Origin of the sequence: Streptococcus sp. HSISS3, assembly GCF_000448605.1 — a bacterium.
Lineage (GTDB): Bacteria > Bacillota > Bacilli > Lactobacillales > Streptococcaceae > Streptococcus > Streptococcus raffinosi.
Genome location: NZ_CM002130.1, coordinates 43,221 through 62,714, shown reverse-complemented (window position 1 = coordinate 62,714; position 19,494 = coordinate 43,221). Strand labels below are relative to the sequence as shown.

Below are 19,494 nucleotides of genomic sequence, written 5' to 3'. Positions count from 1 at the left end.
AGCTTTTCTCGGCTCCAGATATTTAGGTGGTTTTGTGATATAATAAACACTCATAAGAGACAGAGGAATGAGTATGAAAAAATTACAACACATCATTATGGTTGCCTTAATCCTAATAGGCTTAGTAACACCTGCCCTAGCACAAGAGCAGACTGATGACTTCAATGTTGCTGCTAAACATGCGATTGCTATCGAATCAACTACAGGGAAAGTCCTCTATGAAAAGGACGCTACCACTCCCGATGGTGTTGCTTCAATGACGAAAATCCTAACAGCCTACATGGTCTATAAAGCTATTGATCAAGGTAAAATTACTTGGGATACTGAAGTAGATATCTCAGATTATCCATTCAACTTAACAGTTGATTCAGAAGTTTCAAACGTCCCACTAGACTCTCGAAAATATACTGTCAAACAACTCTTAGATGCCACCCTCATCAGTAGTGCTAACAGCGCAGCAATTGCTCTAGCTGAAAAGATCTCAGGAACAGAGAGTGCTTTTGTAGATACTATGAAGGCCCAATTAAAGAAATGGGGAATTACTGATGCAAAACTGTACAATGCCTCAGGGCTCAATAATAAGTATCTAGGAGATAACCGTTATCCTGGCTCTAAACCAGATGACGAAAATACCATGAGTGCTCTGGATGTTGCGATTATCGCAGACCACCTCATCAAGGACTATCCCCAAGTACTTGACATCACCAAGCAAGGCGAAGTTGATTTTGAAGGTGACAACAAATTAACCACTCATAACTATATGTTGGAAGGTCAAGACAACTACCGTGAAGGGGTTGATGGACTTAAGACCGGAACAACCGAACTCGCAGGAGCATCCTTTGTTGCTCACTCTAATGAAAATGGCATGAGCTTGATTACAGTGGTTATGAACGCTGACAATGGTGGGGAGGATGAAGCCGCCCGTTTCACAGCTACCAATGACCTCTTAGATTATGTCGTCCAACACTGGAAGATAAATAAACTCAACACTAAGGGACAAATCGTCAAGAAAAATGATATCAAGGTAGCCGATGGAGTCAGTAAGACCGTCTCTGCTAAACTTGAAACAGACCTTACTGTTGTCCAAAAGATAAATAGCCAAAATGACACTGTTAACATCAAAGCAAAAACGGTAACGGCACCTATCAAAAAAGGAGATACCATTGGAACAGCAACCTATGATGATAAAGACCTCGTAGGAACAGGATATATCTCTGATCCACCTCAAGTTGCTGTAACAGCCAACCAGTCCATTAAGAAAAGCTTCTTCTTAAAAGTTTGGTGGAATCATATCGTTAATTTCTTTACCGGAAACAAGTAGGCACTGAACTCCCTTTTGATATCAAAAGGGAGTTTTTTGCCTTATGAATTAATGATGAAATCATAAAACCTTCTTCTCAACACCTTAAGTTCCTCTCAAAATGTGGTATAATGAATATCCAAAATACACGAAGGAACAAGCCATGAAGAAACTAATTACGCTTATTATGACCTTCTTACTCTGTCTGGGAAGCGTAGCTCCTGCTTTTGCAGCAGAGAAGAAAAAAGGATTTGACGCCGCAGCCAAGCATGCTATCGCTGTAGAAGCAACTACCGGTAAGATTTTATACGAAAAAGATGCCACTACTTCTACAGGAATTGGTTCTATCACCAAACTCCTAACAGCCTATATGGTTTATCAGGCGGTAGACAAGGGAGATCTTAAATGGAACACAAAGGTTAATATTTCCGACTATCCCTTTGAATTGACTGTTAGTGCTGGAGTTTCCAACATCCCATTAGATGCCAGAAAATACACCGTCAAACAACTACTTGACGCAACTCTTATTTCCAGTGCCAATAGTGCATCCATTGCCCTAGCTGAGGAAATCGGAGGAACAGAAAGTAAATTTGTCGACAAAATGAAAGCCCAACTTAAAAAATGGGGAATCACTGATGCTAAAATTGTCAACGCCTCTGGTCTCAATAATTCCTATTTGGGTGATAATATCTATCCAGGTTCTAAATCTGACGAAGAAAACACCATGAGTGCCAAGGATGTTGCTATCATTGCACAACATGTGATTAAAGAATATCCTGAAATTCTCGATATCACTAAAAAAACAGAAGCCAAATTTGATGGTGTTAATAAACTCAAAACCTTTAACTATATGCTTAAGGGGCAACCTAGTTACCGCAAGGGTGTTGATGGCCTCAAAACAGGTACCACTGATTTGGCCGGAGCTGCCTTCGTAGCCCATTCAAATGAAAGTGGTATGAGTATTATCACAGTCATCATAAATGCTGAACATACCGATACGGATGACTACGCCCGTTTTACCGCAACCAATGACCTGCTTAACTATGTGGTCTATCATTGGGAAAGTAAGACCGTTGCCAAGAAAGGTCAAGACATAGATAAGAGTCAAGCAAATGTCCTTGATGGTAAGTCTAAACAGGTCTCTGCTGTAGCCAAGTCTGACTTTAATATCATCCAAAAAATAGATGACGACAACACTAAACATATTAAAGTCTCCACCAACCAGATTCAAGCCCCTGTCAAATCAGGAGACAAGGTGGGAACAGCTACCTTTGAAGATAATACCCTTGTAGGAGAGGGCTACCTACCGGATCAGGGCATGCCTAGCATGGAACTTGTTGCTGGTAAAGAAGTTAAGAAAAGCTTCTTCCTCAAGGTCTGGTGGAATCACTTTGTCACCTTTGTCAACGAGAAACTTTAACCGTTACAGTCGAGCTTTGCTCGACTTTTTCTTTTACACTCGCTTGACTGAAGCCTTTACACTCGCTTGACTGAAGCCTTTACACTCGCTTGACTCCTATTGACACAAAAAGACAGATTACAAGCGCAATCTGTCTTTGTTGTTTAGTCTTTACACTACTGTAAAGGTCAATTTATCTTTAGAGCAGCCAATCTTAAGGGTCTGTCCACTCACTACTTGGCCACCTAGTAAGAGCTCAGACAACTTATCCTCCACTTGAGTTTGAATCGCACGACGCAACGGACGAGCACCCATCTCAACATCATAGCCATCTTGAGCTAAATACTTGAGGGCAGCTGGTTGGAATTTCAAGTCAATCCCTTTTTCAGCCAAAGCTGATACCAACGGTTTTACCATAATCTTGACAATTTCACGAAGCTGTTCTTCCTCTAGACTATGGAAGACAACCTTCTCATCAATACGGTTGATAAACTCTGGACGGTAGGCCTTCTTAAGTTCTTCCATGATACGTGCCTGCATGGCTTGATGGTTATGAGAAATGTCTTGAGCACCAAAACCAACAGTTTTGTCATCACGAAGAGCCGTCGCTCCCAAGTTTGAAGTCATGATGATAATGGTATTTGAAAAATCAACTTTACGTCCACGGCTATCTGTCAGAACACCATCATCCAAAACCTGTAAGAGAATATTGAAAATATCAGGGTGAGCTTTTTCGACCTCGTCAAAGAGAAGGACTGAGTAAGGCTTATTGCGAACTTTCTCTGTTAATTCACCACCCTCATCATATCCGACATAACCTGGAGGGGCACCATTCAGACGACTAGCCGCAAATTTTTCCATGTATTCTGACATGTCAAAGCGAAGCAAAGCTGACTCATCATCAAAGAGGACTTCTGCCAAAGTCTTAGCCAATTCCGTCTTACCAACACCAGTAGGTCCAAGGAACATGAAGGAACCAATCGGACGTTTTCCAGTACGAATACCTGACTGGTTACGACGAATAGCACGACTAATCGCTGAAACTGCTTCGTCTTGACCAATAACACGTTTGTGAAGCTCAGCTTCAAGATTCAGGTAACGTTTGCTATCTGCCTGAGTCATCTTCTCAACAGGAATACCTGATAGGCGACTAAGGGTTTGCATAATCTGGTCCGTATCCACCAAAGCTGGTTTTGGTAATTTTGCCTTTTGACTAGCCTTATATTGTTTAATAGCAGCTTTCATATCACCAGCTAAAAGTGCTTCATCCAAAGGCGTTATCTCACGTTTGGCTTCTTTTTTGATACGACCTTGAACAGTTGCACTCGCTTCATCTAGAAGGTCAATAGCCGAATCAGGTAAGTTTTTACTCGTCAAATAACGGTGTGCTGCCTTGACAGCTGTCTCAACGGCTTCATCAGTGATAGTCACACGATGGTAGACTTCATATGACGAACGCAAGCCCTTCAAAATATCAATAGCTTCAGATACGCTTGGTTCTTCAATTGTAATCTTAGCAAAACGACGAGAAAGGGCTGCATCTTTCTCAATATGCTTTTGGTACTCAGCTTGTGTGGTTGCTCCAACCATGTGAAGTGTTCCACGTGCTAGAGCAGGTTTCAAAATATTTGCCGCATCCAAGGTGCTATCAATACCAGAACCAGAGCCAATAATCGTATGCAATTCGTCAATAAAGAGAATGATTTTTCCATCAGCTTCAATCTCATCAATGATTTGATTCATACGCTCTTCGAAATCACCACGAAAACGAGTCCCTGCAACCACACTCATCATATCAAGTTCTAAGATACGCATATCAGCTAATTCGAAAGGTACGTCACCCGAAGCAATACGCTGTGCCAAACCAAGGGCAAGGGCCGTCTTACCAACACCTGCTTCACCTACAAGAACAGGATTATTCTTCGTTTTACGACTCAAGACCTGAATCATGCGTGAAATTTCTTCGTCACGCCCAATGACTGGATCAAGGGCTCCCGATTCTGCTACTGCAGTCAGATCTTTTGTATAATCTGACAGTTCCCCAGTAGAAGATTGAGGAGGCTGCATCATATTAGCAAAATTTCCAGATGCTTTTGCTTTTTTAGGCTTACGCTGGTCATGAATCGCCTTCAAATCTTGCTTACTAAGACCTGCATAACGCTCCAAAGAACGTCGCAAATCAATAATACGAGGCTTGTCACTGTCATCCTTATATTGAAAACCAGCAACTTCAAGGAGACGGCAAACCATCAAATCCTTATGGAGCAAAAAAGCCATCAAAACATGTTCAGAACCCACCTCAACGGCACCAGTCACCTTAGCAATTCCCTCTGCCTCTTGCAGCATAGCCTCTAAAGCATGTGACTGTGCACGTAAATCAATAATATCTGATTTGGACAACTCTGTTGGACTCTTCTCCAAAGCCAAGACAGCAGCCGTCTCAATTTCTTCCGCACGAATACGGTCTTCAAAATCAGTAAATGTTAGGTAGGCTACAGTTCCTGGAACTTCAAGCATAGCTAGAAGCACATGCCAAGTCTCCAGAAAAGGACTACCAAAGCGCTCTGCTTCAAGCTGAGCACGATGGAAAATGGCTTGCATTTTTCTTGAATATGTCGTCATCTAATTTCCTTTTCTATCCAATCTAAGTAAAAGCGAGCGTAAGATACGCGAACGAATTGTAGCAGCATCCTCACCGAGAATATCATCACTAGCAGTTGCTAAAATCAAATTCCCCTCACGTTCTGTGATAATTTTTTCATCAAATAGCAACTGAATCAAATCCGTAAAAACCTGTTCGCTGAGCTGATCTGCTAAGTTTTGAAGTAGAGCATTGATTCTGTGATGTTTATCAGAAAATCTGACCTTGACGATACGAATATAACCGCCACCACCACGCTTACTCTCAACAATATAACCACGACTCTCTGTAAAACGTGTCTTAATAACATAGTTAATCTGACTCGGTACAACTTGAAAAGTATCTGCTAAATTCGAACGTTGAATCTCAGCAATCCCAGACTGGCCCAGCAATTCTTTAATATATTCTTCTATACTGTCTGATGTATTTCTTGCCATCTTAATTCCTCCAGTCTAATTTGACTATAACTGACTATTATTATACCAAAAATGTCAGCACATGGGAAACTATAGTCTCAAAAAGCTTTTTAAAGTTGTCATTAGAGGTCATATAAGATACAATAAATAAGACAAAATGAAAAGGCAACCTAGGTATTCTGCTGAAACAACTTGAACAATCGAAGAGCTAATCCTCATCAGAACAAGAGCCTTTCACTTTATACTATGGTAATATTCCTCTTACCACTATCGAGAAATACTCACTTCACCTGGGACTTCTCACTAATTTTATTTTCCTATGAAAGGTTATTCATGAAATACATCATTGCATTTTTAATCTCTATGATTCCCCTTGTTGAGCTCCGTGGAGCCGTACCTGTCGCTATTGCCTCAGGTATTCCTTGGTGGCAAGCCCTCATTCTTTGTGTTATCGGGAATATGCTTCCAGTTCCAATTATTTTCTTCTTCGCCCGCAGTGTTCTCGAGTGGGGTGCTGACAAACCTCTTATTGGTGGCTTCTTTACCTGGTGTCTTAAAAAAGGCCACAGTGGGGGGCAAAAGCTTGAAAAAGCCGCTGGAGACAAAGGTATCTTCTGGGCCCTCTTACTCTTTGTGGGTATCCCACTTCCAGGAACAGGAGCTTGGACAGGTACACTGGCAGCATCCATCCTAGATTGGGACTTTAAACGCAGCGTTTTAGCTGTTATGCTTGGAGTTATCCTTGCAGGTATTATCATGGGGACGCTTTCTCTTCTCCTTGGTGTCAATACCTTCGCTCATTAATATTTTTTACGTCTAGGGAATACTCAGACGTTTTCTATTTACGACAAAAAAGAAGCTACGATTACGTAACTTCTTTTCTTTTTATCTAGCAACTAGAATTAGTTGTTAAGAGCTGCTGCCATTGTAGCTGCAACTTCTGATTCAAAGTCGTTAGATGCTTTTTCGATACCTTCACCAACTTCAAAGCGAACAAATTCTACTACTGAAGCATTTACTGATTCAAGGTAAGCTTCAACCGTTTTGCTGTCGTCCATGATGTAAACTTGAGCAAGAAGAGTGTAAGCTTGGTCAACCTTAGTGTTGTCAAGCAAGAAGCGGTCCATTTTACCTGGGATGATTTTATCCCAGATTTTTTCTGGTTTACCTTCAGCAGCCAACTCAGCTTTGATATCTTCTTCAGCTTGAGCAAGAACAGCATCAGTCAATTGAGCTTTAGAACCAAATTTAAGGTGTGGAAGAGCTGGTTTGTTAACCATTGCACGGCTTTCATTATCTTGATCGATTGTGTGGTTAAGTTGTGCCAATTCATCTTTAACAAATTGTTCATCCAATTCAGTGTATGAAAGAACAGTTGGTTTCATTGCAGCGATATGCATTGAGATTTGTTTAGCAAGAGCTTCATCTCCACCTTCAAGAACTGTAACAACACCGATACGTCCACCGTTGTGTTGGTAAGCTCCGAAGTGTTGTGCATCTGTTTTTTCAAGCAAAGCAAAACGACGGAATGAAATTTTTTCACCGATAGTAGCTGTTGCAGATACATATGCAGCTTCAAGAGTTTCACCTGAAGGCATAGTCAAAGCAAGTGCTTCTTCGTTGTTTGCTGGTTTACCCTCAGCGATTACTTTAGCTGTTTCGTTTACCAATTCAACGAATTGAGCATTTTTCGCAACGAAGTCAGTTTCAGCGTTAACTTCAACGACTGCTGCAACATTACCGTGAACATAAACACCAGTCAATCCTTCAGCGGCAACACGGTCAGCTTTCTTAGCTGCTTTAGCCATACCTTTTTCACGAAGCAATTCAATCGCTTTTTCGATATCACCATCAACTTCAACCAATGCTTTTTTAGCGTCCATGACACCAGCACCAGATTTTTCACGCAATTCTTTAACAAGTTTAGCTGTAATTTCTGCCATTTTGTGTTTTCTCCAAATTTATTTTATCAAACTAAGGGGCAGGGCTGAGCCCCGCCCCTTAGGTGTTTGTCTTATTTTTAGTGGGCATCGAGCCCTAACTAACCTTAAAGATTAGTTGTTGTCACCTTCGACAACTTCAACGATTTCTTCGATTGAATCAGCTGCAGCTGCTTCTTGGAAATCTGCAGAAGCATCTTCACCTTGGTTACCTTCGATAATAGCATCAGCCATTTTAGAAGTGATCAATTTAACGGCACGGATAGCGTCATCGTTAGCTGGGATGATTACATCAATCTCATCTGGATCAGCGTTTGTATCAACCATCGCTACAACTGGAATACCAAGTTTTTTAGCTTCTTTAACAGCGATTTGTTCTTTGTGTGGGTCAACGATGTAGATTACATCTGGAATACGAGGCATATCTTCGATACCACCCAAGAATTTTTCAAGACGTGCACGTTGTTTGTTAAGAAGTGCAACTTCTTTCTTAGGAAGAACTTCGAAAGTTCCATCAGCTTCCATTTGTTTGATTTCTTTCAAACGAGCGATACGTTTTTGGATAGTATCCCAGTTTGTAAGAGTACCACCCAACCAACGGTGGTTGATGTAGTATTGACCAGCACGAGTAGCTTCTTCAGCGACTGCTTCAGCTGCTTGTTTTTTAGTACCAACGAACAAGATTACTGCATCGTTAGCTGCTGCTTCACGAACAAATTCGTAAGCTGTATCAGCCATTTTTACAGTTTGTTGCAAGTCGATAACGTGGATTCCGTTACGTTCTGTAAAGATGTATTTAGCCATCTTAGGATTCCAGCGACGAGTTTGGTGACCGAAGTGAACACCAGCCTCAAGAAGTTGTTTCATTGAAATTACTGCCATGAGTATTTCTCCTTAAAAATTGTTTTTTTCCTCTTCTAAGCTTTAGACTTGCAGTCCCACCCTGCGGCAACAAGACCACAATCGGCTTAGAATGAGTATTTGTTACTTTACGCAACTATAGTAGTTTATCAAAAAAAGTGACATTTGACAAGCTATAAAATCAAGCTATCCATTAGCAGAGCACTCCCTCCTTATAAAAGGTAATCGTTTCCTTTGAGATTCGAAAATATTTCGTTTATAATTAGGCTATCAAAAATAGAGGAGGACATTATTTTGTCATTAGTCGGAAAAGAAATTATTGAATTCTCAGCACAAGCTTATCACAATGGAGAATTCATCACTGTTACAGATGAAGATGTTAAAGGAAAATGGGCTGTTTTCTGCTTCTATCCTGCAGATTTTTCATTTGTTTGCCCAACTGAACTCGGCGACCTTCAAGAGCAATATGAAACACTTAAATCTCTTGATGTAGAGGTTTACTCTGTCTCTACAGATACTCACTTTGTTCACAAAGCTTGGCATGATGACTCAGATGTTGTTGGAACTATCACTTATCCTATGATTGGAGATCCTTCACATCTCATCTCTCAAGGTTTTGATGTTCTTGGTCAAGATGGTCTTGCACAACGTGGAACATTCATCATTGATCCAGATGGCGTTATCCAAATGATGGAAGTTAACGCTGATGGTATCGGACGCGACGCAAGCACTCTTATTGATAAAGTTCGTGCTGCTCAATACATTCGCCAACATCCAGGTGAAGTTTGTCCAGCCAAATGGAAAGAAGGAGCTGAAACATTGACTCCTAGCTTGGATCTTGTAGGTAAAATTTAACAACCAGGGGGTATCGTATCCATGGTCTTAGATAAAAAAATCAAGGCTCAATTAGCACAATATTTAAATTTACTAGAATCTGATATTGTATTACAAACCGATTTGGGAGATGACGATAATTCTCGAAAAGTAAAAGAATTTCTAGATGAGATTGTCGCTATGTCTGACCGCATTAGTCTTGAATCAACACATTTAAAACGTCAACCTAGTTTTGGTATTGCACAGAAAGGGCAAAAAAGTCGTGTTATTTTCTCTGGCCTACCGATGGGGCACGAATTTACGTCTTTCATTTTAGCTCTTTTGCAAGTTTCTGGTCGTCCACCAAAAGTTGATGAGGATATTATTGAACGCATCAAAAAGATTGACAAAACTATCAATCTTGAAACTTATGTTTCACTAACATGCCATAATTGTCCAGACGTCGTTCAAGCCTTTAATATAATGGCTGTTTTGAACCCAAATATCACCCACACTATGATTGAAGGTGGTATGTATCAAGATGAAGTCAAAGCCAAAGGTATCATGTCTGTTCCTACAGTTTACAAAGACCAAGAAGAATTTACATCTGGCCGTGCAACCATTGAACAGCTTGTAGAAAAATTGGATGGTCCACTTGATGCTGATGCTTTTGCCGATAAAGGGGTCTATGATGTCTTGGTCATTGGTGGGGGTCCTGCTGGAAACAGTGCTGCAATTTATGCTGCCCGTAAAGGACTAAAAACTGGTCTTTTAGCAGAAACCTTTGGTGGACAAGTTATTGAGACAGTCGGTATTGAAAACATGATTGGTACGCTATATACAGAAGGTCCTAAGTTAATGGCCCAAGTTGAAGAGCATACGAAATCTTACAATGTTGATATCATCAAAAGTCAATTAGCTACTGGTATTGAGAAGAAAGAACTCATTGAAGTCACACTAGCTAATGGTGCTGTTCTACAGGCTAAAACTGCTATTCTAGCCCTAGGAGCCAAATGGCGTAATATCAATGTTCCTGGTGAAGATGAATTCCGTAACAAAGGGGTTACTTACTGTCCACACTGCGATGGTCCTCTATTTGAAGGAAAAGATGTTGCTGTTATCGGTGGTGGTAACTCAGGTTTGGAAGCCGCTTTGGATTTAGCGGGTATTACTAAACACGTTACGGTCTTAGAGTTCTTACCTGAACTAAAGGCAGACCAAGTTTTACAAGAACGTGCTGCTAAAACTGATAATCTAACTATTCTTAAAAATGTTGCAACCAAAGAAATCGTTGGTCACGATCATGTGACTGGTTTGAATTATGTTGAGCGTGATACAAATAAAGAAAAACATCTTGATCTTGAAGGTGTCTTTGTTCAAATTGGTCTTGTACCAAGTACTGCTTGGCTCAAAGATAGTGGCATTGAACTCAATGAACGCCAAGAAATTGTCGTTGATAAATTTGGTTCAACAAACATCCCTGGCATTTTTGCCGCAGGTGACTGTACTGACAGCGCCTACAAGCAAATCATTATCTCCATGGGATCTGGCGCTACAGCAGCTATTGGTGCATTTGATTACTTGATTAGACAATAATCAAAACTTACGTGTTAGTAATCTGTCTGCAACAGTTATAATTACTATAAAGAGGTTGACTAAATTTCAGCCTCTTTTTTTGAATATACGTAGCTTTAATAGTCCAATCGCCTATTTGATAAAAGAGACTTGACGAATCATTCTTTTTTCGATAGAATGGTATTTGTTATGGCGGTATAGCCAAGTGGTAAGGCACGGCTCTGCAAAAGCTTGATCGTCGGTTCAAATCCGTCTACCGCCTTCATAATTTGAGGACACCTAAGGGTGTCTTTTTTTGCTATAATCGCATAAAAAATCCCCGAAGCCAGAAGCTTCAGGAATCCATAAATCATAAACTAATGAGCATATCTAATAGCAGCTATCTTAAAGATACGCTCTCAAACTTTAATCAAACTAAGATTGTAATATTTAAAACACAAATAAATATGTTCAGACATTCTTAAATTTTTTCAGGAGCTCCACCAGCTGTGTTTGTTCTTCAGAAGTCAAAACGGAAAAAGTCTCCTCAATTGCTCGTTGATGCGGTGGAATTGCTGCTTGAATGATTCGACGGCCCTCATCTGTCAAATCAACCTCGAAAGCTCGCTTATCCGTTGGACAAGCTTGTCGACTCAACCAGCCCTTTTTCTCCATATTTTTTATGACAACAGTCATATTACCAGAAGTGGCAAGCATGCAATCAATTAATTCACCAATCTTCATACGTCCCTTGGCATTTAACACATCCATAACTCCAAATTGAGTTGGTGTTAAATCAAATTCTTTAAAAGTCTCAGAGACCTTGGCATCAATGGTACGAAAAGCCTTACGCATAACAACCATACTCTTGACAGCCATGTTTTTATCTAAGTCGCTCATTTATAGTCCTTTCCAAATAGATGCTGTATTTATTACTCTACCACAGTTTTTCTAAAAGTGGTATATGAAAAAGAAGAAATAAGAAAAAGAGTTCTTAGATATCTAACCAACACCTCAGAACTCTTTCATTTACTAACTATTACGATTCCAAAAAAGAGCCAATAAAATCACCGCACCTAATACTGAAGGAACAATAGCGGTGCCTGATAGCATCGGTCCCCAATTTCCAAAAAGAAGTTGCCCAACAAAAGCGCCAAGCCATCCTAAAAAGGTCTTACCAATACAGCCCATTCGCTCACCTCGGTTTGAAATAGCAGAGGCAATAAGACCAATTAGAAAACCAACTATCATACTTCCAATCATAAGAATTCCTCCTTCTTACTTAAATTACCCAATCACCATTTCGGAAGATTGGTACACGACTACCATCTTGACGGATACCATCAATATCCATTTGATTTGAACCAATCATAAAATCTACGTGTACATCTGAACGGTTAAGACCAGCTTCCTTAAGCTCCTCTTCTGTCATGTCTGCTCCTCCCTCAACACTGGTAGCATAGGCTGCTCCAATAGCTAGGTGGTTGGAGGCATTTTCATCAAAAAGGGTATTAAAGAAGGTAATACCAGACTGCGAAATAGGACTTGGATCTGGTACCAAGGCACATTCACCTAGAGCACGCGCTCCACTATTGTTGAAGACAAGATTTTTCATCACTTCATCACCTTGGTCTGCTGTAACGTCTACAATCTCACCGTCTTTGAAGGTTACCTTGATTCCCTCAATAATATTGCCATTGTAACTTAGAGGCTTTGTACTTGAGACATAGCCATCTGCACGACGAAAATCTGGTGCCGTAAAGACTTCTTCGGTTGGCATATTAGGTAGGAAGCCTTCACCCTGTGCATTAATTGCCCTTGCAGATTCCCAAACGTGATTTTTGGGTAATCCTAGAGTTAAATCTGTTCCAGGTGCTTGGTAGTGTAAGGCTGAGAATTGTACCTCATTAAGTAGGCGTGCTTTAGCATCTAAACGATCAGCATGTTCCTTCCAGGCACGTACAGGATTCTCTTCATAAACACGACAGGTCTTGAAAATTTGGTCCCAAAGTAAATCTACAGCTTCCTCATCACTCGAAGCATCAGGAAAGACCTTCTTAGCCCATTCTTTACCAGCTGCAGCAGCTACAGTCCAACTAACTTTATTAGACTGAGTTGCCACCTGCATAGGTTTAAAGGCCACCCCAGTAGCCTTAGCATGAGCAGATAGACGTTCAGGAGCTACACCATTAAGGGCCCCTGGATCTGATGAACGAACACCTAAGCGACTTGCCTTCTTGTCCAGCAAATATTCCATCTCAGCTTTTTTATAGGTAGGAACCTCTTCAATTCGGTCCATACCAGCATGCAAAAATCGTTCTCGATTAATGATATCATCCGACCATTGAACAATTACCTCAGCTGCTCCTAGAGCATAGGCCTCTTTAACTAAAAGATGAGCTAGCTCTGCTTGCTCTACATCTATACTCAAGGCCACCGTATGACCAGGTTGTACATTAATCCCATTGGCAACCAATAATTTAGCATATTTTTCAAGATTTTCTTTAAAATGTGGTAAAACCATAATCAACTCCCTGAAACTATAATTTTCTAACAGTATACCATAAGACTAAGAAAAAAGTTTCCTCACAGCTTTAACCTTGCCTTACCCACTACAGTTGGCAAGAAAAATAAAAAAGAGAACAGAGACTAACTCCATTCTCTCAAGTTTATGCACGACTTCTTTTATCTCCTAAAAGAAATCATCAAAAAGACTTAACTGATTATCTTCTGGCATATTGCCTAGGATTCCCATTTCATCTAGCTTTTCAACCAAAGTGGATGAAAGGCCTCCTCGTTTACGCAATTCTGTTTTAGAAAGGAATTCTCCTTCCTCACGTGCAGCAACTACCTGCTTAGCAACATTCTCGCCCAAACCTTCAAGTGCAATAAACGGTGGAATCAAGGTATCTCCCTCAATCAGAAATTCAGTTGCCTGACTTTTGTAAAGATCTAACTGACCAAAGGTAAAGCCACGTTCTAACATTTCATTGACAATTTCAAGAGTCGTAAACAAATCAATTTCCACATTAGTCGCTTCATTTCGTTGACGCTTTTCTTTAATATCTTCCATTCTCGCTTTAACAGCATCAAGCCCTGCCGACATAGTCTTAAGTTCAAAAGCTTTGGCACGGATAGAAAAGTAGGCACAATAGTAATAAATAGGATGGTGTACTTTGAAATAAGCGACACGCAGGGCCATCATAACGTAGGCTGCCGCATGGGCTTTCGGGAACATGTACTTGATTTTTCCACAAGATTCAATATACCAGTCTGGAACATTATTTTCACGCATGGCTTGAATATAGCCATTACGCTCTTCTTCAGAAATCTTCAACCACATTCCCTTACGCACACGTTCCATGATGGTGAAGGCCATCTTAGGATCTAATCCCGCATGCATTAGGTATACCATGATATCGTCACGACAACCGATAACGGTTTTCAGAGTGGCAATACCTTCCTTGATCAAATCTTGTGCATTACCCAACCAAACGTCTGTACCATGAGACAAACCAGATAACTGTAAGAGTTCCGCAAAGGTCGTCGGATGCGTCTCATCGACCATACCACGAACAAAGTTAGTCCCAAACTCAGGGATTCCCAACATTCCCGTTGGTGTCCCAATCTGTTCAGGTGTTACACCTAAAATATCGGTACCTGAAAAAAGCTTCATTACATCCGGATCATCTGCTCGAATATCTTTGGGATCAATTCCCGATAAATCCTGCAACTTACGAATCATCGTCGGATCATCATGTCCCAGAATATCAAGCTTCAACACGTTCTCATCAATATCGTGGAAGTTAAAGTGAGTCGTTTGCCAAGCAGCAGTCACATCATCGGCTGGATATTGGACGGGGGTAAAATCATAGACATCCATATAATTTGGAATAACAACGATACCACCTGGGTGTTGACCTGTACTTCGCTTAACCCCAGCAGCTCCCATGGCCAAACGATCGACCTCGGCATCACGGTAAAACTTATTGTAATCACGCTCATAACCCTTGACAAAACCATAAGCCGTCCTATCTGCAACAGTACCTACTGTTCCAGCACGAAAGGCATATTGCTCACCAAAAATATCTCGAACATCTAAGTGGGCTGACGGCTGATCATCTCCTGAGAAGTTCAAATCAATATCAGGAACCTTGTCCCCATCAAACCCTAGGAAGGTTTCGAAAGGAATATCTTGACCATCTTTCTTATACTCGGTTCCACATTCTGAACACTTCTTATCAGGCAAATCAAAACCAGAACCATAAGAACCATCTGTGATGAACTCAGAATGTTGACATTTAGGACATAAATAATGAGGAGGCATAGGATTTACCTCAGTAATTCCAATCATTGTCGCAACAAAACTAGAGCCAACAGATCCTCGAGAGCCAACCAAGTAACCACGTTCATTTGAACGGTTAACCAACATCTGCGAAGCCAGATAGATTACGGCAAAGCCATTACCAAGAATTGAAGACAATTCTTTCTCAATCCGTAGGTCAATAATATCAGGTAGAGGATTACCGTATAGCTCAAATGCTTTAGCATAAGTCATCTCAGCAACTTGCTCCTCCGCACGATCAATAAAAGGCGTGTACAAGTCTTTTTTGACAACCTCGACCTCTTCAATTTGGTCAGCCATAGCCTGCGTATTCGTTACTACAACCTCATAGGCCAACTCTTTCCCCAAAAAGGCAAAGTCATCTAGCATCTCGTTGGTTGTTCTAAAATGTGCTTCGGGTAAAGGAGCCGGTTTAGCATTTTCTCCCTTACCAATCGGCCTATTAATCATGGCTCCTTGTCCCAAAGCACGAACAATGATTTCACGATAAATGGCATCCTCAGGATTGATATAATGTACATTTCCGGTAGCAAGTACAGGCTTGTCAAGACGATTAGCAACCTCTATCAAATCCCGAATCAGCTGTTCTACAGTTGCCTCATCCTTAATTAAATCCTTTGCAATCAATGGCGCATAAATTGCCGGTGGCATAACTTCAATAAAGTCATAATATTTAGCAACTTCAACTGCCTTTTCAATACCATGAGACAAGAGCGTATCAAAAACCTCACCGTCCGCGCAAGCAGAACCTACAATGATTCCTTCACGATACTCATCTAAAACCGTACGAGGAATACGGGCTACTCCCTCAAAATATGATACATTTGATAGGCTGACCAATTTAAAGATATTCTTCAAACCAGTTTGATTCTGAACATAGAGCGTCGCATGTTTGACACGAGACTTTTTATACGAATCCTCAGAAACCAACTCCGTGTTCAACTGTTCCAGATTAGTCAAACCATGCTTATCAAATACATCTTTAATGAAAATAAACAACAAACGACCCGTAGCTTCCGCATCATAATTGGCCATATGGTGGTGATCCAAAGCTACACCAAAACGTTTGGTTAAAGGTCCCAAACCATGACGCTTATACTCAGGATAAAGATTTCTAGCAAATTCCAAAGTATCAATAACCGGTTGTGAAATTGTTGGTAATTGATTTCTTTCATAATTGGCATTCATAAACCCAACGTCAAAGGTCGCATTGTGGGCTACTAGCACCGTTCCCTGACAAAAAACTTGAAACTCCTGTAATACTTGTAACAAAGGTTTGGCACCTTTAACATGATTGTCAGTAATACCAGTCAATTCAGTAGTAAACGCAGACAAGGGGTAACCTGGATCAATAAATTCATCAAATTGCTCAATAATATTACCTTTATGCATTTTTGATGCCGCAATCTGAATCAAATCATTATGAACAGCAGACAAGCCCGTCGTTTCAACGTCAAAAACAACATATGTTGCTTCTTTTAATTCCAATTCCTCAGAATTATAAACAATAGGAACCTTATCCTCAACAAGATTAGCTTCAAGACCAAAAATAGCTTTAATCCCTGCTTTTTTAGCCCTATGGTAACCATGAGGAAAACTCTGAACATTGGCATGGTCAGTTATAGCAACTGCTGGATGCCCCCAAGAGGCCGCTGTATCAATAAGCTCCTCAACGGTAGGCATCGCATCCATAGTTGACATATTGGTATGAGCATGGAATTCAACACGCTTTTGTCCCTCAGGCATCAAATCCTTACGAGGTGTATGAGAAATCTCCTTAATATCTTGTACATTCATCGTCAAACTATGTGTATAAGGATTATTCTCAATACGTCCTCGAACCCTTACCCAGTTTCCCTTTTTAATCATATCGAACTTAGCGAGCTCTTCACTATCCTTCGCCCAACGTTGCATCGCAAAACTTGAAGTATAATCAGTTACTTTAAAATTAATGATAATACGTCCTGTCTTCGTTTCACGTTGTTCAACATCAAAGATATATCCCTCAAAGACAATTCTGTTTTCTTCAGAATTAACATCAATCATCGGGGTTATCTCAGCCTTATCAAAGCTTGCCTGACGTTGGCTTTGTTTCTCGGTAGATCTTGGACTCTGCTCAAGTCGAGAAGTTGATACTGGTTCACTTTCAACAATAGATTGAAGAACTTGTTTGGCTTGAGATTCAGCTTGCTCTTGCAAGGAAACTTTATTTGTTTCATAAGCCGTTTCGAAAGAAGAAGATACATCTTTATCTTCAATAACGGAAACTTTAACATCAGACAATCCAACATTTGAAAGAACATTAGAAACTAAAAAATAAATCTATCCTGAACATTCTCTCTAAAAATATGAGATGGAGCTTTAACGAGAATTTCTTTATTAAAAAATTCAACACTGAGATTGGAGAATAAAGAATAAAGGGAAAAATGTGAAACTTTTAAAGACTCTAAAGCATAAGAAAAATAGAAAGATAGTAAGTCATTATCACAAGACGATGACTCCAAAATAAACTCATAAGAAACTTCTGCACCAAGGGTATTAAAAGTAGACTGAAGTAACGAATTAAAAAGGTTAAAGCCCTCACTTGACAAAACATTTTGAAAAGTAAAAACAAAAAACCAACGACGTTTTGATTTTGATAATTTTACAGAGTGAATAGAACCATCTTTAATTTCATTATAAGTTTTATGATCCTTAGGAAAACGAATTTGTTTTAAAAGAAGCTGAAATTTATCAGACATAAAAAATGACTCCTATATACAAAAAAACACTCCTCATGGAGTGTAACTTATACCGGCGGCCGGGGTCGAACCGGCACGTCCTTGCGGACACTGGATTTTGAGTCCAGCGCGTCTGCCAATTCCGCCACGCCGGCAAAGTATAACTGGGGTAGCTGGATTCGAACCAACGCATGAGGGAGTCAAAGTCCCTTGCCTTACCGCTTGGCTATACCCCAAAGTATAGGCGAATGAGGGGAAATCGAACCCCCGAATGTCAGAGCCACAATCTGATGTGTTAACCACTTCACCACATTCGCCATTATATTAACACGGGCAGTAGGAATTGAACCCACACTGAAGGTTTTGGAGACCTTAGTTCTACCTTTAAACTATGCCCGTTACTATGGAAGGGGAGGGATTCGAACCCCCGAACCCGAAGGAGCGGATTTACAGTCCGCCGCGTTTAGCCTCTTCGCTACCCTTCCAAATATAAATAAATGGCGCGAGACGGAATCGAACCGCCGACACATGGAGCTTCAATCCATTGCTCTACCAACTGAGCTACCGAGCCAAATTGCGGGAGCAGGATTTGAACCTACGACCTTCGGGTTATGAGCCCGACGAGCTACCTAGCTGCTCCATCCCGCGATAAAAATTAAGGAGGATGTGGGATTCGAACCCACGCACGCTTTTACACGCCTGACGGTTTTCAAGACCGTTCCCTTCAGCCGGACTTGGGTAATCCTCCAAATAATATAGTCCGTACGGGATTCGAACCCGTGTTACCGCCGTGAAAAGGCGGTGTCTTAACCCCTTGACCAACGGACCATATAATGGGCACGAGTGGAATCGAACCACCGACCTCACGCTTATCAGGCGTGCGCTCTAACCATCTGAGCTACGCGCCCAAGCTAAATGCTTGGCTATTTATTCCAAATAAAGCGGGTGACGAGAATCGAACTCGCGACAACAGCTTGGAAGGCTGTAGTTTTACCACTAAACTACACCCGCTAAATGGGAGTTAACGGGATCGAACCGCTGACCCTCTGCTTGTAAGGCAGATGCTCTCCCAGCTGAGCTAAACTCCCTCTTGGTCGTTTAACTCAGCCAACGGTCAGAAACTTCGTTTCTCTTATCCGCCGATTGAAATCTCGATTGCCTCTCAATTCCAACTAAGCTAAACTCCCTAAATGCTAAGCGACTACCATATCTAACAGGGGGCAACCCCCAACTACTTCAGGCGTTCTAGGGCTTAACTGCTGTGTTCGGCATGGGAACAGGTGTATCTCCTAGGCTATCGTCACTTAACTCTGAGTATTCTCAACTCAAAATTGAATATCTATACCGTCTCAAGAAACCTTCACGCTATCAATGTCTCTCAGTTACTTGCTTTGGATAAGTCCTCGAGCTATTAGTATTAGTCCGCTACATGTGTCACCACACTTCCACTCCTAACCTATCAACCTGATCATCTCTCAGGGCTCTTACTGATATATAATCATGGG

General features: G+C 40.9%; 12 protein-coding genes, 13 tRNA genes, 1 rRNA gene, 1 pseudogene and 1 other annotated feature (1 of these 28 cut by a window edge). Of the genes and pseudogenes, 6 read left to right on the top strand and 21 right to left on the bottom strand.

Translation table 11 applies throughout. From position 1 onward, the window contains the following. The first annotated feature begins 73 nt into the window (after positions 1–73). Positions 74–1,321, top strand: coding sequence for a D-alanyl-D-alanine carboxypeptidase PBP3 (pbp3, locus tag HSISS3_RS00400; protein WP_042771676.1), 1,248 nt, complete (start codon positions 74–76; stop codon positions 1,319–1,321). 142 nt (positions 1,322–1,463) lie between these two features. Then, positions 1,464–2,720, top strand: a complete 1,257-nt coding sequence (gene pbp3, locus HSISS3_RS00395) for a D-alanyl-D-alanine carboxypeptidase PBP3 (RefSeq protein WP_021151332.1) — start codon at positions 1,464–1,466, stop codon at positions 2,718–2,720. 150 nt (positions 2,721–2,870) lie between these two features. Here pbp3 (HSISS3_RS00395) and HSISS3_RS00390 read toward each other — a convergent pair whose 3' ends face one another. After that, entirely contained in the window at positions 2,871–5,321 is a 2,451-nt protein-coding gene (locus HSISS3_RS00390) for an ATP-dependent Clp protease ATP-binding subunit (RefSeq protein WP_021151331.1), read from the bottom strand. Beyond that, a complete protein-coding gene (locus HSISS3_RS00385; RefSeq protein WP_008536227.1) occupies positions 5,322–5,777 on the bottom strand; it encodes a CtsR family transcriptional regulator in 456 nt (151 codons plus the stop codon). It abuts the gene before it with no gap. Between the two features lie 312 nt (positions 5,778–6,089). Here HSISS3_RS00385 and HSISS3_RS00380 point away from each other — a divergent pair, with 312 nt between their 5' ends. Further along, entirely contained in the window at positions 6,090–6,560 is a 471-nt protein-coding gene (locus HSISS3_RS00380) for a COG2426 family protein (protein WP_021144826.1), read from the top strand. Between the two features lie 98 nt (positions 6,561–6,658). On the opposite strand, the gene tsf is transcribed toward HSISS3_RS00380, so the two are convergent. Both tsf and rpsB read right to left on the bottom strand, forming a co-directional pair. Continuing rightward, positions 6,659–7,699 (bottom strand): translation elongation factor Ts, encoded by a 1,041-nt coding sequence (gene tsf, locus HSISS3_RS00375; RefSeq protein WP_008536226.1) that lies wholly within the window; start codon positions 7,697–7,699, stop codon positions 6,659–6,661. A 111-nt stretch (positions 7,700–7,810) separates the two neighbouring features. After that, on the bottom strand, positions 7,811–8,578 hold the full coding sequence (gene rpsB, locus HSISS3_RS00370; protein WP_002886342.1) for a 30S ribosomal protein S2: 768 nt from the start codon (positions 8,576–8,578) through the stop codon (positions 7,811–7,813). Positions 8,579–8,851: 273 nt separating this feature from the next. Between rpsB and ahpC the strand changes: the two genes are divergently transcribed. The 3 genes from ahpC to HSISS3_RS00355 all read left to right on the top strand — a co-directional run bounded on the left by ahpC (position 8,852) and on the right by HSISS3_RS00355 (position 11,207). Next, positions 8,852–9,412, top strand: a complete 561-nt coding sequence (gene ahpC / locus HSISS3_RS00365; RefSeq protein ID WP_021144823.1) for an alkyl hydroperoxide reductase subunit C — start codon at positions 8,852–8,854, stop codon at positions 9,410–9,412. 21 nt (positions 9,413–9,433) lie between these two features. After that, on the top strand, positions 9,434–10,966 hold the full coding sequence (ahpF, locus tag HSISS3_RS00360) for an alkyl hydroperoxide reductase subunit F (protein WP_021151330.1): 1,533 nt from the start codon (positions 9,434–9,436) through the stop codon (positions 10,964–10,966). A gap of 170 nt (positions 10,967–11,136) precedes the next feature. Further along, positions 11,137–11,207 (top strand) — tRNA-Cys (locus tag HSISS3_RS00355). Positions 11,208–11,395: 188 nt separating this feature from the next. Here the strand turns inward: HSISS3_RS00355 and HSISS3_RS00350 are convergent. From HSISS3_RS00350 to rrf, 17 genes and pseudogenes are all read right to left on the bottom strand, one after another. Then, complete coding sequence (locus HSISS3_RS00350) at positions 11,396–11,824, bottom strand: MarR family winged helix-turn-helix transcriptional regulator (protein WP_002888341.1); 429 nt, start codon at positions 11,822–11,824, stop codon at positions 11,396–11,398. 132 nt (positions 11,825–11,956) lie between these two features. After that, positions 11,957–12,187, bottom strand: coding sequence for a GlsB/YeaQ/YmgE family stress response membrane protein (locus HSISS3_RS00345; protein WP_002888342.1), 231 nt, complete (start codon positions 12,185–12,187; stop codon positions 11,957–11,959). Between the two features lie 19 nt (positions 12,188–12,206). Beyond that, positions 12,207–13,448: an aminopeptidase gene (locus HSISS3_RS00340; RefSeq protein ID WP_021151329.1), complete on the bottom strand. Its 1,242-nt coding sequence runs from the start codon at positions 13,446–13,448 to the stop codon at positions 12,207–12,209. Positions 13,449–13,616: 168 nt separating this feature from the next. Next, a pseudogene (locus tag HSISS3_RS00335) lies at positions 13,617–18,010 on the bottom strand (PolC-type DNA polymerase III). Between the two features lie 50 nt (positions 18,011–18,060). Beyond that, positions 18,061–18,144 (bottom strand) — tRNA-Leu (locus HSISS3_RS00325). 9 nt (positions 18,145–18,153) lie between these two features. Next, positions 18,154–18,225, bottom strand: a tRNA-Gln gene (locus HSISS3_RS00320). A 7-nt stretch (positions 18,226–18,232) separates the two neighbouring features. Then, positions 18,233–18,306: transfer RNA gene (locus HSISS3_RS00315), tRNA-His, on the bottom strand. Between the two features lie 11 nt (positions 18,307–18,317). Further along, positions 18,318–18,388 (bottom strand) — tRNA-Trp (locus HSISS3_RS00310). A gap of 5 nt (positions 18,389–18,393) precedes the next feature. Beyond that, positions 18,394–18,474 (bottom strand) — tRNA-Tyr (locus HSISS3_RS00305). 13 nt (positions 18,475–18,487) lie between these two features. Then, a tRNA-Phe gene (locus HSISS3_RS00300) sits at positions 18,488–18,560 on the bottom strand. A 3-nt stretch (positions 18,561–18,563) separates the two neighbouring features. Then, a tRNA-Met gene (locus HSISS3_RS00295) sits at positions 18,564–18,637 on the bottom strand. A 10-nt stretch (positions 18,638–18,647) separates the two neighbouring features. Continuing rightward, positions 18,648–18,737: transfer RNA gene (locus tag HSISS3_RS00290), tRNA-Ser, on the bottom strand. A gap of 8 nt (positions 18,738–18,745) precedes the next feature. Continuing rightward, a tRNA-Glu gene (locus tag HSISS3_RS00285) sits at positions 18,746–18,817 on the bottom strand. A gap of 6 nt (positions 18,818–18,823) precedes the next feature. Continuing rightward, positions 18,824–18,897, bottom strand: a tRNA-Ile gene (locus HSISS3_RS00280). Positions 18,898–18,929: 32 nt separating this feature from the next. Continuing rightward, a tRNA-Gly gene (locus HSISS3_RS00275) sits at positions 18,930–19,000 on the bottom strand. A 4-nt stretch (positions 19,001–19,004) separates the two neighbouring features. Further along, positions 19,005–19,077 (bottom strand) — tRNA-Val (locus HSISS3_RS00270). Between the two features lie 104 nt (positions 19,078–19,181). After that, positions 19,182–19,297: ribosomal RNA gene (gene rrf, locus HSISS3_RS00265) — 5S ribosomal RNA — on the bottom strand. Then, positions 19,256–19,494: a sequence feature (most likely nonfunctional fraction of RNA operon), on the bottom strand (it continues 219 nt past the right edge of the window). It overlaps the preceding rRNA gene by 42 nt.